Raw genomic sequence first — 13,456 nt, forward strand, 5'->3', positions numbered from 1 at the left:
GATGTTAAAGCAGTTTACCTTCTTTCTTAAATTCCCGCTTAATCCCTTTGAGGAGACTTTGCATGGATAATTGCTTAGACTTTTGATGCAGGGACTGCAAACTTGCGTAGTGGACGATATTGACAATGTTTGCTCCATTGAGCTCGTAGCGCTTGGCTATCTCGGACAGTTCTTCCTTCTCTTCCAAGGGCAAACTTGTCGGTATTGATTTTTGCCAAATCTGTAGCCTTTCCTGGGCTTTGGGCATTTCAAACTCTATGATGGATTGAAATCTTCGGGTAAATGCGGTATCAATATTTCCTTTAAAATTAGAAGCCAAAATCACCAAGCCTTGATGGTTTTCTACCAATTGAAGTAAATAAGAAACTTCCTGATTGGCGTATTTATCATGGGCATCTTTGACATTCGTTCGCTTACCAAAAATGGCATCTGCTTCGTCAAAGAAAAGAATCCAATCCCGGTCACGGGCCTCTTCAAAGAGTAGGGCTAAATTTTTCTCTGTTTCCCCAATGTATTTTGATACTACTTGAGAAAGATCAATTCTGTACACGTCTTTATGCGTATGCTTACCCAAAAGCGTTGCTGTCAGTGTTTTGCCTGTACCGGAAGGCCCATAAAAAAGAGCAACATATCCTGATCGGATCTTTTTACCCAACACAGGATCTTGCAATAGCTGCTCATTGAACTCCAGCCATATTTTGATTTCTTCAATTTGAAGAGCCGTATGGTTACTCAAGATCAAGTCAGACCAATCCAAAGGCGTTTGCAGCAATTGAGCAGGAAATTTGGGATTCAATTCAGGACTGTACTTTTTACCCAAGACCAAAAGGTCTAAATACTCCTGACTGATCAAAAATGGTTGTGATAAGTGCGGTTCCCCCTCAGCTGGATGCGCAAGGGTGAGGATGTTTTTCTTAAACAGGAAATGATCTGGAGAAAATATGTTGAGGTATTGCACTCTAGCCTGTAAATCCTCACCTGCGAGCAGGTATAGGGTCATTTCCCCATTGGGAAGAATTCCCCGATGATTTTTGCCCTTGTAACCTCCGATAATCGGGAGTTCCTTAATTGGGTCAAAAACCTCCCGGATCGTTTGATACAAAAAGTTTGGATTAAGGTAAGGTATCAAACCCAATAAGATGACCGTTATCTCAGGAATTTGAAGTTGATGTTCACGGATAAATTTATCCATGGTCCCATTTCCGGAACTGGAAAAAGGTTGTTGGAACAAACCTTTTCGATGGTCCACTCGAAATTGAAAACAATCCAATAAAAACTTTTCAACACTAGCCACAATCATCCTTCAAGCAATAAAATTGAATCAGATACAGGACAATTTGAAAATCAGGTTTTGGGAAAGCCAAAAATAAATTTCCAAACAAAATAGACTAAGAAAAACCTCGAATGTCCGAGGACCGAACAGCAAAAGCTGCCTGCAAAATCAAAACAGTGTAAACTGAAAATCTCGCCCAGGGAGCGGAATTAAAATGATTTCCAAAAAGAATTACGCTGCATTTTATTTCAAAATAGGCCGTAAATAAAGTGTTTGGTGAAGACTATTTTAAAATATTCTTAATTATTAGTTCGAATCTAAAAAATAAAACCCACTATTACAAGCATTTAACAAAATTTATTCTTGAACTAAGGTGCTCTTGCAAATAAAGCAGATAAGAAAGATTTGACGAAGATTTAGTTTGGGAAGGGTTACTCCAACGTATTCAGAAAGCGGACAAATACAGCCACATCATTTCTTTTTAATCCATTTAATTCTTTCAAGGCCTCGGGCTTATCACCTATAAAATCTTTTAACCTCTTTTTCCAGTTTCCAAACAATGAGGTCGTGAAATTTACATAGTCACCGGAAGTTTTGCGCAGTACATAGTGAGAGTTAGCTACTTCCAATTCACGTTCGATACCTTTTACTTTCATTTCATAAAGTTCAAAATTCTCTCCTCCCTCAATCAGTCGGAAAAAGCCACTCCCATAACTTTTCTTGATATCAAAAAAACGATAAGTATAAGAAACTTGAGCAAATTCGAAACCATAAGCCAGTACTTCCTTTCTTGTAGCTTTGTAAACTTTCTCTTCTCCATTTTGCACCACTACCAACTCTTCAGAATTAGTAATAGGTGCTCTACCTGAGATTTTGATCTGTGTTTGTACAGTATCCTGATTGGAAAAAACCACAAATCCATTGACCAAATCATTGGCCATAGCATTCAACGACACAAATAAGCAAGCAACTGCAATCAAGTTTTTCATAGGTAATTCCATAACTTTCTTCGTCAAAATTAAGGGTATTGTTGGCAATTATACAAGAGGTAGGTAAGGAATTGATTTTTTCCTTGAAGTTTAATCCCAAAGGTCAGGGAATTGGCATGGGTTTTTAATGGATTTTCATTTGGTTTGATGCTAGGTTTTGGGATTTTTTTAAATGTAGAGGGCAAACTGTGTTCAAAAAAATAGAAGTCGATTTTTGAGAAATCGACCTCTACGTATGATTTTAGGCTATTTTGAATTTTTTCCAATAGCTTCCTATATCTAAAATAAATCAGGATTAAGCCAAAGCTTCTGATACTTTCCTTGCGGATCATACATCTCTGCTTGACGTTTGATGTTGAATACCCGATCTCTTGGGTCATTGCCAACACCTGCATTGTACATCCAATTCCCGTAGTTGGAGTGTACATCGTAGTCAATGAGCATACTTTCAAAATATTTGGCTGCGATACGCCAATCTTGCTTCCATTCTTTTGCCCAAAAACTGGCCACATTCTGTCTGCCGCGATTACTCATGAAACCTGTACGCTGCAGTTCGATCATATTAGCATTGACAAAAGGCTCACGCGTGTTGCCATTGACCCACTCACGAAAGGCTTTGTCATTGCTTTTCCACTCGTATTCAATGCCAAGAATACCGTCCAATTTGAAGATTTTCTTTCCGTGCTTTAATGACACATACTTGAAGTAATCACGCCAAATCAGTTCGAAAATCAACCAATACGTATCTTCATTCTTGCATACTTCACGCTCGTAATTTCTAACTTCCCAATAAATGGTTCGGGCTGAAATACTGCCGTTGGCAAGCCAGGCTGAAAGCTTGGAGCTGTAGCTTTCACCTATGAGTCCATTGCGCGTCTTTTTGTAGGTGGACAGGTTTTCTGTTTCGAAGAAGTACTCCTCGACTCGTTTGAGTGCTGCCGTCTCACCCCCGCGAAAAGGGAAAGCGGAGTTTTTATTTAGTCTGAAGGATTCCAATCCCAAATCTTCCAAAGTTGGCAGTTCATTGGATGTTTTGACAAAGTTTGATTCTGGCAGCGGCTTGACGTTTACACATGGACGCACTTTGCTTGCCTGTTCACACTTCTTCCTAAACACGGTAAACACTTCCGGGATTTGGTCAAAATTAGCGTAGGGAATATCATCCGGGTGAAACAAAAATTGATCGTAGGTTTCTACCCATTTCAAGCCACGGATATTTTCCAGGTTTTGAAGGTTCTCGTTTACTTCCATTTCGTCTGGCGTCCATTCTTTCTGAAGAAAAATAGCACTGATTTGGTGTTCTTCCACCAGTTTGGGAATTACGTTTTCAGGGGTATCATGAAAGACGTACAAAGGTATATTCAAGGCTGCCAAGTTATTCTTCAGATTCCGAATGGTCTCAAGCAGGAATTTTGCCCTGAATTTTTCAGTCTTTTTGAACCCATGCTTATTCGTTTCAAACTGTCGAGGGTCTAGGCAATATACCCCAACCGTTTTCCCGGTATTTTTTGTGGCACGATAGAGCGATTGATTATCCTGTGTTCTGAGGTCGTTTCGAAACCAGACTAAATTATTCATTATGTGTATTGGTAGGAAGTTTTGTTCAAATGGCCGTTCCTTACTGGCTGTTAACATGTAAACTTTTGATAATTGGCATTGTTTACAAGGCTTTTATTTAAAAGTCAAAAAAGCAAAAAATATTTAATCCTTTTCAGAGGTCAAGACTCAGCAAAGCAAGCCTATCAGGCTAAGATTTTTGGGAAGAATTGACGTTAAAAATCATTTTGTAAACGATTTTAGCCTGTTTTCTGCTTGCAATAAGGAATTATTGTTCCATAAAGGACCAACTTTAGAAAATCTACGGTGTAGGAACCCGATAGCTATTTCTGGAATGTTTCCGCAAGCGGCTCGGAAGGGACTTCACCAAGGATTATTTTAAAATCTGTGTATTAAACTGCGAGGATAATCCTACTTTTTTTTCAGTGGTTTCTGCGCATTCTGCGAGCCCTAATTTGCGTAAGAATGAGTTCGACCCTTTCAGGGTCCGGAGTTTGTGAATGGCTTATTTGCTAACCACGGGTTGCACCCGCGGCTATTGAAAGGTTTGACCACTTCGTGGTCGTAAGGTTGCTATCAGGATCAACAGGGGCTAATTCCGAAATTTGGTCACTGAGCACAGTTGGTGAGCTTGTCGAACCATGTCGAAGTGCCGCTGTACTCCACTTCGGTTTAACCCTTATATGTTTTCATGCATTTATTTCAGTTTCTTTATTGTGTTACTTTCAAGTAAGGATTTCATTTGGGTTATTGCTACTTTATTTAGTTCGATAAGGCGTTCTTTTTGCATTAATTCTTGTCGGATAAGTAAGGCATTAATACTTTCCATATTGCTCAATACAACTAATTGTTCCAATGTTGCATAGTCTCTTATGTTTCCATTTAGATCGGGATTACTGTCCCTCCACTCTTTTGCCGTAATTCCAAAAAGTGCTACATTCAATAGGTCGGCTTCATTGGCATAAACAAAACTTGCTTGTTGTTTCGTGACTTCTTGAGGTATCAGGTTTTCTTTGATAGCGTCTGTGTGAATATGGTAATTTACCTTGGCTAATGTCCTTTGTAGGTTCCATTCTAATTTCAGTCGATTGTTTTCATCATCTTTCAGTCGTTGAAATTCGTTGACCAAGTATATTTGAAACTCAGGACTTAACCACATTGCGAAGTGAAATGCAATGTCTTTGTGTGCATAAGTCCCACCGTAGCGCCCTGCTTTGACAAGCATGCCAACTGCATTTGTTCTTTCAATCCATTGTCCAACTGACATTATGAATCTATTCACTCCTGCCTCTTGGGTAATTACCCCGAATTCGGGGTAATTAAAATTTGGGTTGTTGATTTTTTCCCAAACCCCAATGTATTCCAATGTATTTTTGTTCGTAACCCATTTGCCGATTAGTCCACTTCCTTCACGAAAAGAAGCTGTCATATCGGTTAAGCTTATGTAGTCAGTTTCATTTTGATTGATTACCGTTATCGGAAATTCATTTACGTTTAGTTTTCTGCTTTTTGCCATGTTTTATTTCGCTAGCATCAAATTTACAAAAAGAAATTATGGTTGAAAAAAAGATATCCTTGTTGGCATTGATTCCTCATCACCTTAGCTGTTCTGTCCCTTACAAATGACCGCCAACTTCTTTATAAATCTAGAAAAACAAGAATTCTTAAACCATTTTTAAGACCTAAGTCTGGTTTAGCTCAAACCTAACCATTCCCCCTCAAACAAGAAATACCCTGATCACGGTATTTTTAGGTTTTTTATTGAATCCAGAAAATACGTATTTCTATGAGACAAACCCATCCACCGACCTATGCCTGCAAAATACCATTGTGAGGATTGTTGAATTGATATTCGTATGGAAAGAGGAATTACTTTTCCGTAAAAGATGAACTTTAGAATACCTACGGTGTAGGATCCTAGGGGCTATGCCTGGACTGTTTCCGCAACCGGCTCGGAAGGGACTTCACCAAGGATGATTTTAAAGTCTGTGTATTAAACTGCGAGGATAATCCTACTTTTTTTTCCGTGGCTTCTGCGCATTCCGCGAGCCCTAATTTGCGCAAGATTGAGTTCGACCCTTTCAGGGTCCGGAGTTTGTGAATGGCTTATCTTCTAACCACGGGTTGCACCCGCGGCTATTGAAAGGTTTGACCACTTCGTGGTCGTAAGGTCAACTTATGATTAAACTTTTACAGGAATCATAGTCCAAACTTCTTTTGCTTCATAGTCCATTCCAAGTTAGCAAAATCACAAAGCCATGCCCGTTTGGCACTTACAGCTTTTATTTTATTTATGTGATTTCTGCGCCTTCTGCGTGCAACCTCAATTTGCGTCAGCAAAAAATCTGTGGGAATCCGTGAATATCGAATTTAAAATCTGTGTTTAAAAAAACCTTCGAGGTCCCGAAGACCTCAAAGGTTTCATTTCATTTTCTTTCTGTGGCTTCTGCGCCTTCCGCGAGCTTATTTGCCGATACAGAATTTGGAGAAGATATTCGCTAGCAAATCGTCGGTTGTGATCTCGCCTGTGATCTCGCCTAGATAATGTAGCGATCTTCTGATATCCATGGCCAAGAAATCATTCGTTACTTCATTGTCCAAACCTGTCAAAACATCAATCAAGGACTCTCGGGTTTTATTCAGTGAATCGTAGTGGCGGATATTGGTCACAATGGTGTTGCCGGTCTTGAACTTGTCTAAGTTGACCAACTCCAAGATCCTTCTTTTCAGATCATCCAAATTTTCCTTCTTACCGGCAGAAATGAAAATCGTGTCCTTGTACGTGTTTCGAAGTTCTTCCACAATTGAAGGGGCTGCCTTATCAATTTTGTTGGCAACTTTCAGGAAAGGAACACCCAAATTTTCCAGTTTATTGATATCCCGATGAATCTCCACCATAGAAGTGTCGGTCAAGTCAAATAAATACAGGATAAGCGAAGCCGTCTTCATTTTTTCCTGCGTTCGACTCACACCGATCGCCTCAATCACATCCGTGGTCTCCCGCAAACCCGCGGTATCGATGAATCGGAATATCACCCCTCCAATATTGATTTCATCCTCGATAAAATCTCGGGTAGTACCCGCAATATCGGAAACAATGGCTTTCTCCTCGTTCAACAAAGCATTCAGCAAGGTGGACTTTCCTGCATTGGGCTTTCCAGCAATCACTGTCGGAACACCATTTTTGATCACATTCCCTAAATCAAAAGAGCCGATCAGCAATTCCACCACTTTCAGCAACTTCCCTACCAAAGCTCTTAAATCATCTCGAGAAGCAAACTCAACATCCTCTTCTGTAAAGTCCAACTCCAACTCAATCATGGAAGCAAAATGAATCAACTCCGCGCGCAAGCGACTAATTTCATTCGAAAAACCTCCCCGCATCTGATTCAAAGCTGCCTGATGGGAAGCTTCGGAATCCGAATGAATCAAATCCGCCACCGCCTCAGCCTGCGCTAAGTCAAACTGTCCATTCAAAAATGCCCGCTGGGTAAACTCCCCTGGCTTGGCAGGGCGAGCACCTTTGCGGATCAAAAGTTTGAGCACTTGATTCACGATATAGGAAGATCCATGGGTAGAGATTTCTACCACATTTTCTTTGGTGAAGGATTTGGGAGCTATAAACAAGGATACTAAGACCTCATCGATGATTTTTTCCCCATCACGGATAGTACCGAAATGGATGGTATGCGAGGCTTGCTTTTCCAGATCCTTGCCTTTGAAAACTTCATTGGTGAGCTTGATTGCATCCTTTCCGCTGAGTCGAATGACTGCAATGGCTCCCACTCCTTGGGGGGTAGCCAAGGCTATAATGGTATCTTCTTTTTGATGCAGTGAAAAACTCATAGGTACGTAAAGATTAAGGAAGGATTACTTCATAAAGCGTTCTAAGATTGCTGTAAGTCCTTCCAAAAAAGGCTCAGGCTTTCTATATCCGGGGTATTGGGTGATGTTTTCCATGGAAGCATCCATGATGATAAAATTGGGATAAGAAGTCACACGCATGGCACGAGCCATACTGGCTTCAGTATATGTTTGGCCCCTAAAGGTGATCTCACGATCTGTTTTCTCTGCATTCAATTTGACAGCATAGAAATTTGCATTGATATAGCTGACGACCGCAGGATCCATAAATGTTTCTTTGTCCATTTTTTTACACCATCCACACCAGTCCGTATAGACGTCCACAAAAACCATTTTTGGGTCTTGTATAGTTTTCTCAGCCGCTTCCTCAAAAGTCAACCAGGTGATTTCACTTTGAGCTAAAAGCTCTGCTGAGGCAGCAAAGATAAAAATTAGGGTCACTAAAGATGTTTTGATCATGCGCATGTCTAGACAATTATGAGTAAAAACAACAGCAGGTGAGTTACAGTTCACGGATTAATTGAATTTGATACCGATGGCAACCTGACCGGAATGAATCAAAGGGTTATTGAGCAGACGGGAACCTACCACACTGAGTTCATATTCCATGATTAGGAACAAGAAACTTGTAATTCCCAATTCAATCCCCGCTCCTACTCCTCCATAAAAACCGTATTCCTGAAGTTGGCGGTTGAAATTATCTCCTGTAACCGTGGATCGTGTTTGCTGGGCTCCAATCATTGCTTTGGCAAAAGCTTTGGAATCGTATTCGCTGAACATCAATTTTGGAACAAATGCAACAGGGATTACCCGCATTTGTTCATTGAATTCCCCATTGGGACGAGTATAGAGTGCATCGGATTGGATCAAGGAGCCCATAAAACCAAAAGCAATCGGTGATCGATAAGGCTGGAACTCATACATAGCATTGTATCGGATACCGGCTACACGCTCTTTAGACTGTTCTCCTTTGACTAGGGATTGTCCGACACCCACCCCAAACTTTACTTCTTGTGCCGCTGCAACACTTACACAGCAAAAGAAAACGATGATAGAAAAAAACCTTAAGGCCATAATTTAAAGCCGCCCTCGTAAGCAAGTTTATTGTTTCCTAATCTACAACCGGTCGGAACTTCAGTCAAATACTTCGATTTCCCTCCACCCAAGACGATGTCATCCGGTAAAAATGCGGCTTTGAATCGCTCTACTACTGCAAACACATGCTGCTGCCACTCTTCCTTTCCATACTTTTCCATTCCGCGGAAACCCACATAATCCTCAAAAGTACCACTTCTATAACTCAAATGGGCCAACTCCATGGGAAGCACGGTTCCATCTACTACTACCGCAGAGCCCAAGCCAGTTCCTAATCCTAAAAATAATAAAACTCCTGAACCTTGATAAGAACCCAAAGCCTGCATAGCGGCGTCATTCATTAGCTTGGTGGGTTTACCAAAAGCTTGTTCAAAATCAAACCCAACCCAGCCACTACCAAGGTTTGCGGGTTCGTTGATAATTTTTCCTGCTTTGATGATTCCTGGAAAACCGATGGAAATCACGTCAAATTCCCAATCTTTAACCATTTCCATAACACCTTCTACCATTAAAGCAGGAGTGATATGTGGTCCTGAGGGAAATTTTCTACGTTCTTCGGGGCCTTCAATTTTAGCTTTAATGTTGGTGCCTCCGATGTCAAGTGTAAGCTTCTTCACTGATGATTTTTTTTTGCAAGTTAAAAAAAGCGGGGTTCATGTCCTACTTTTTACTTTGTCAAAAGCTTCAATTGAGTTGAAAAAATATTACTCATTGATCCAACATACCAAGATCTTCAAATGAAGCCAAATAAAAATATCTCACCATTCATTTCATTTTCTTTTTTCTGCTATTCAACACATAAATATTGCTTTGTGACTCGAAAACCCAATTAAATTTCTTTTTTTATTCTTTTTTTGAGATTTAATTTCTATACTAGCACATCTTTAATTTAACAATCATCAACTTATGTTTAAGAAAAATTACCAAAACTGGTCAACCAAATGGGGTGCATTCCTCCTTGGGTTGGTCTTTCTCGCAGCCTCCTGTCAGGAAAGACAAGAAGATTTATCTATGCTTGATGCCGACATGGCGTCTATTGACAAACTGGAAGGACCCATTCCAGGTAAATACATAGTGGTCTTACACGAGGAAACTTTGAATTTTAGAAAAACAGACAATTATGATCTTGTACAGGCTGGCATGCGTGAAGTAGCTAGAGGTATATTATCTCGCTATGAAGTGGCTGACGAAGCCGTTGACGTGGTTTTTGGTAATTTGATGCCTGGTTTTGCAGTTTCCTTAACTGACAATCAAGTAGCGTTATTAAAAAATGACCCAGCTGTCAATTATATTGAGCAGGATGGCTATGTGCATGCATATTCCACGACTCAAACCAATGCTACTTGGGGTTTGGATAGAATCGATCAGCGAAGCCTTCCTTTAAATGGAACCTATACATACACTGCCACAGGTCAAGGTGTGACTGCATACATCATCGATACGGGAATCCGTACAGATCATGTGGAATTTGGTGGTAGAGCGCTAAGAGGTTATGATGCTTTCGGAGGCAATTCAGAAGACTGTAATGGTCACGGAACGCACGTCGCCGGTACTGTAGGTGGAACTACTTACGGTGTTGCAAAAAATGTAACATTGGTAGGTGTTCGTGTCTTGGATTGCAGAGGATCTGGTTCTTTCAGTGGTGTAATCGCAGGTATGGACTGGGTAGCTGCCGAAGCTAGCGGACCTTCCGTTGCGAATATGTCTTTGGGTGGTGGTAGCAGTACTGCTGTCAATGACGCGGTAGCCCGTATGTATAATGCTGGTGTTCCAGTGATCGTAGCTGCTGGAAATAGCAATGCAAATGCATGTAATGCTTCTCCTGCTGGTGCTCCTAGAGCCTATACCGTGGGATCTACTGTAAACAATGACAGCCGTTCATCCTTCTCTAACTTCGGAAATTGCGTGGATATCTTTGCCCCTGGATCTTCCATCACAGCGGCTTGGCATACAAGCTCTACGGCTATCAATACCATCTCCGGTACTTCCATGGCATCTCCTCACGTGGCAGGTGTAGCAGCATTATTCTTGCAAGGAAGCCCTTCTGCAAGTTCTCAAGCAGTATACGATTTCTTAACTGAGACCTCAACAAAAAATATTGTTACAAATTCCAACTCTGTCAATAATCATCTGTTGTTCTCTTTGGGAAGCGGAAGCACCACTCCAGATCCGGATCAAACTCCTGACCCAGACCCAACTCCTGATCCAGAGCCAGAGCCTGAAGAGCCTGCTGATGGTATACAGCTAAGCGGATCTGGAACAAAAGTTCAGGGTAGATGGAGAGCAAGCTTGAACTGGTCGGGTGCTACTTCTGCTCAGGTAGATATCTTTAGAAATGGTACAAAAATCGCTACTGTGAACAACTCTGGTTCCTATGTAGATCAGACCAACTTCAGAGGTGGAGGAACTTTAACTTACACTGTGTGTGAAGCTGGTAGCAGCACTTGCTCAAGCGCAGTAACAATTAGTTTCTAAAAAAATTAATCACCTATTTTTAAAAGCCAGCCCTGAATTCAAGGCTGGCTTTTTTATGGTGTGAAAAAAGGAAAAACTCCTTATTCTGAACTACCAGAGAGTATAAAAATTATACTAGAGGGAATAGTAAGCTCCGTTCCTTGTGGCTCCAATAACTGCTCCATTTGAAAACCTGCCTGTGAAAAAAGCAAAATCCAATCTTGTAATGTTCTAGCATACCAAGGATGTCCATTCGTAAAATTCCCCGGTAATCCTTTCCAAGCATCTGCTATCCACTGGCTTTCATAGCGCAAACCCATGGAGATAAGCGCCAACGGATGGAGCGTTTGTATATATACTTTTCCATCTTGCTTTAACAAGGGTTTTACTGCTTTCAACAAAGCTTCGGTATCAACATCCCCATACAGACAAAAATTAAACACCAGCCCGCTAAACGGCTGTTTAGCCAACTGATCCAATAATGGGAATGTACCTTTCTTTTGAGACCAGGCAATGATCTGTTCAAAACTTAAGCAATCAAATCCATCTGAAGACCCCTGTTTTTTGGCTTCTTCGATCAAGCCTTCTGTACCATCAATGCCGAAGGTTTGAAAGCCCACCTTCTGTAAGGCACGACAAAGCCACCCTTCCCCACAGCCTAGGTCCAGAATACTTCCTTGACAGTTTTGTACCACCGCTTCCACAATTGCTGGATTAGTGATAGCCCTCGAGGGAATACTGTTGGTTTGAATTACATGAACCCACTCTCCTACATTTGTTTTCCAGGTTTCTATGGTCTGACTCATAAAACTATTTTTCAATGATTTACTAAAATTTAGACAAAAAAAGAAGCTACTCTTTGCAAAGTAGCTTCTTGGTATATAGGATTAGATCGGTGGATTGGCAGGTGTGTTAGGGTTATTATTCCGCTCTCGTAAAGGGAAAGGATAGAAATTTCTATTTCTTTCTTCCTGAAACTGACGAGACCCTGTTGGAGCAGGCCGATTGAATCTTCTGCTATCAACCAAACTCACCCCAGTAAAGAACAACTCGAGTCTTCTATTGACATACACCTCATTTAATAAAGCATCAATAGTCATGGGGCCACTGTATGGGCTAAGATCAGCATTGATTCCAAATGGATCATTGGTCTTGGTGCGTACATCGTTGATGGCACTGACAGCTGCCTGCAAATCCGGAGATGACTTTCTCAGGTTTGCTTCAGCTATAATCAGGGACATTTCTCCCGGCAAATAGACAGGAATCGGTCCCGTATCCGTCGTGAAAAATCCAGCTAATGTTTCTAAAGGAAAACCATTGATATTGATCGCATCTGAAGGTACTAAGTAAAAATCAAACCTTCCATCTGCTGGGTCCAGGGTAAAGCTTGCAGGTAAACCAAAATTATCTCTTGGTCTGAAATTAGGAGCATTATTTAAGAAGACGCGTGCCCAAACAGGATTTTGGTTCAATTGATCATAAGCAAAAACGGAAGTTGAAGATCTGTCAACAGCATTGGCTGCTGTAATAGCTGCATCATAATTCCCGGCAAACAAATTGAAGCGGGCTAAATATGCATTCACAGAATTGCGGATATCAATATTTCCTCTGAGAAGCGCATTGCTAAACTCAGAACTGATATCTCCTGAAAGGTTGGTTCTCGCCACCTCCAGCAAACGGATTGCCTCCTGATATGCCTGTTCTCTCGTAACAAACTGAGCCTGATTATTTCTATTGGTCTGAATCACCACTTGGCTATAGTTTTGAGTTAAAGCACCAATAGCCATTGCTTTGAACCAAGAACCATAGGCAATCAAATTGGCCCTTGTAGTAGGCGCTAATTCAACCCGCTCTGCCGCCTGAATCAAATCCTCACTCATGGACATCACCCGCAACATCGTAGCCCAGAGGCCTTCCACATTGGTATTAAAGTCCTGCAAGGCATCGCCTCCCTCCTCTAGCTCTATCATGTTGATAAATGTGGTTGTGATGGCTGCTTCGCGCGCAGTTACTGCGTTATTTTCTACCATAAATCGAATTCCTGATGTGGAATACAATTGTTTGATTCCCACCCCAAGTGCAAATAATCCCTCACGTGAATTGAGCACCTGCGCGTCGGTAGGTGCATTAGGATTGGTAAATTCGGTTTCGCAACTTACACCTATCACCAAGACTAGACTTAGCAATAAAGCTGTAATTGTATTTTGAGATCGTTTCATAGGTT

General features: G+C 41.1%; 11 protein-coding genes. 1 reads left to right on the top strand and 10 read right to left on the bottom strand.

The features are described from left to right. Positions 1–4: 4 nt before the first annotated feature. The 8 genes from ACXIUD_RS05340 to ACXIUD_RS05375 form a co-directional block, all read right to left on the bottom strand. On the bottom strand, positions 5–1,249 hold the full coding sequence (locus ACXIUD_RS05340; RefSeq protein ID WP_458051588.1) for an ATP-binding protein: 1,245 nt from the start codon (positions 1,247–1,249) through the stop codon (positions 5–7). Positions 1,250–1,704: 455 nt separating this feature from the next. Further along, on the bottom strand, positions 1,705–2,262 hold the full coding sequence (locus tag ACXIUD_RS05345; protein ID WP_458051589.1) for a hypothetical protein: 558 nt from the start codon (positions 2,260–2,262) through the stop codon (positions 1,705–1,707). A gap of 279 nt (positions 2,263–2,541) precedes the next feature. Then, the gene (locus ACXIUD_RS05350) at positions 2,542–3,840 is read right to left on the bottom strand and encodes a DASH family cryptochrome (RefSeq protein ID WP_458051590.1); all 1,299 of its coding nucleotides are present in this window, start codon (positions 3,838–3,840) and stop codon (positions 2,542–2,544) included. Positions 3,841–4,516: 676 nt separating this feature from the next. After that, a complete protein-coding gene (locus ACXIUD_RS05355) occupies positions 4,517–5,335 on the bottom strand; it encodes a KilA-N domain-containing protein (RefSeq protein WP_458051591.1) in 819 nt (272 codons plus the stop codon). Between the two features lie 947 nt (positions 5,336–6,282). After that, a complete protein-coding gene (gene mnmE / locus ACXIUD_RS05360; protein ID WP_458051592.1) occupies positions 6,283–7,665 on the bottom strand; it encodes a tRNA uridine-5-carboxymethylaminomethyl(34) synthesis GTPase MnmE in 1,383 nt (460 codons plus the stop codon). Between the two features lie 24 nt (positions 7,666–7,689). Next, entirely contained in the window at positions 7,690–8,142 is a 453-nt protein-coding gene (locus ACXIUD_RS05365; protein WP_458051593.1) for a thioredoxin family protein, read from the bottom strand. A gap of 57 nt (positions 8,143–8,199) precedes the next feature. Further along, positions 8,200–8,757 (bottom strand): outer membrane beta-barrel protein, encoded by a 558-nt coding sequence (locus tag ACXIUD_RS05370; protein ID WP_458051594.1) that lies wholly within the window; start codon positions 8,755–8,757, stop codon positions 8,200–8,202. Beyond that, positions 8,748–9,395 carry an ROK family protein gene (locus tag ACXIUD_RS05375; protein WP_458051595.1) on the bottom strand — a complete coding sequence of 216 codons (648 nt, stop codon included), beginning with the start codon at positions 9,393–9,395 and terminating at the stop codon, positions 8,748–8,750. Before ACXIUD_RS05375 ends, ACXIUD_RS05370 begins: the two co-directional genes overlap by 10 nt. 289 nt (positions 9,396–9,684) lie before the next feature. On the opposite strand from ACXIUD_RS05375, the gene ACXIUD_RS05380 reads away from it, so the two are divergent. Then, entirely contained in the window at positions 9,685–11,253 is a 1,569-nt protein-coding gene (locus ACXIUD_RS05380; RefSeq protein ID WP_458051596.1) for a S8 family peptidase, read from the top strand. 80 nt (positions 11,254–11,333) lie between these two features. Here ACXIUD_RS05380 and ACXIUD_RS05385 read toward each other — a convergent pair whose 3' ends face one another. Then, the gene (locus ACXIUD_RS05385; protein WP_458051597.1) at positions 11,334–12,038 is read right to left on the bottom strand and encodes a class I SAM-dependent methyltransferase; all 705 of its coding nucleotides are present in this window, start codon (positions 12,036–12,038) and stop codon (positions 11,334–11,336) included. Between the two features lie 81 nt (positions 12,039–12,119). Further along, positions 12,120–13,451, bottom strand: a complete 1,332-nt coding sequence (locus ACXIUD_RS05390) for a RagB/SusD family nutrient uptake outer membrane protein (protein ID WP_458051598.1) — start codon at positions 13,449–13,451, stop codon at positions 12,120–12,122. Positions 13,452–13,456: the final 5 nt, after the last annotated feature.

This window comes from Mongoliitalea sp. (assembly GCF_054166905.1).

What these genes read in the sequence shown, in the direction of transcription:
- ACXIUD_RS05345 (WP_458051589.1), bottom strand. Translation starts at nt 2,262, where the DNA reads ATGAAAAACTTGATTGCAGTTGCTTGCTTATTTGTGTCGTTGAATGCT.
- ACXIUD_RS05355 (WP_458051591.1), bottom strand. Translation starts at nt 5,335, where the DNA reads ATGGCAAAAAGCAGAAAACTAAACGTAAATGAATTTCCGATAACGGTA.
- ACXIUD_RS05390 (WP_458051598.1), bottom strand. Translation starts at nt 13,451, where the DNA reads ATGAAACGATCTCAAAATACAATTACAGCTTTATTGCTAAGTCTAGTC.
- ACXIUD_RS05370 (WP_458051594.1), bottom strand. Translation starts at nt 8,757, where the DNA reads ATGGCCTTAAGGTTTTTTTCTATCATCGTTTTCTTTTGCTGTGTAAGT.
- ACXIUD_RS05385 (WP_458051597.1), bottom strand. Translation starts at nt 12,038, where the DNA reads ATGAGTCAGACCATAGAAACCTGGAAAACAAATGTAGGAGAGTGGGTT.
- ACXIUD_RS05350 (WP_458051590.1), bottom strand. Translation starts at nt 3,840, where the DNA reads ATGAATAATTTAGTCTGGTTTCGAAACGACCTCAGAACACAGGATAAT.
- ACXIUD_RS05380 (WP_458051596.1), top strand. Translation starts at nt 9,685, where the DNA reads ATGTTTAAGAAAAATTACCAAAACTGGTCAACCAAATGGGGTGCATTC.
- ACXIUD_RS05365 (WP_458051593.1), bottom strand. Translation starts at nt 8,142, where the DNA reads ATGATCAAAACATCTTTAGTGACCCTAATTTTTATCTTTGCTGCCTCA.
- mnmE (WP_458051592.1), bottom strand. Translation starts at nt 7,665, where the DNA reads ATGAGTTTTTCACTGCATCAAAAAGAAGATACCATTATAGCCTTGGCT.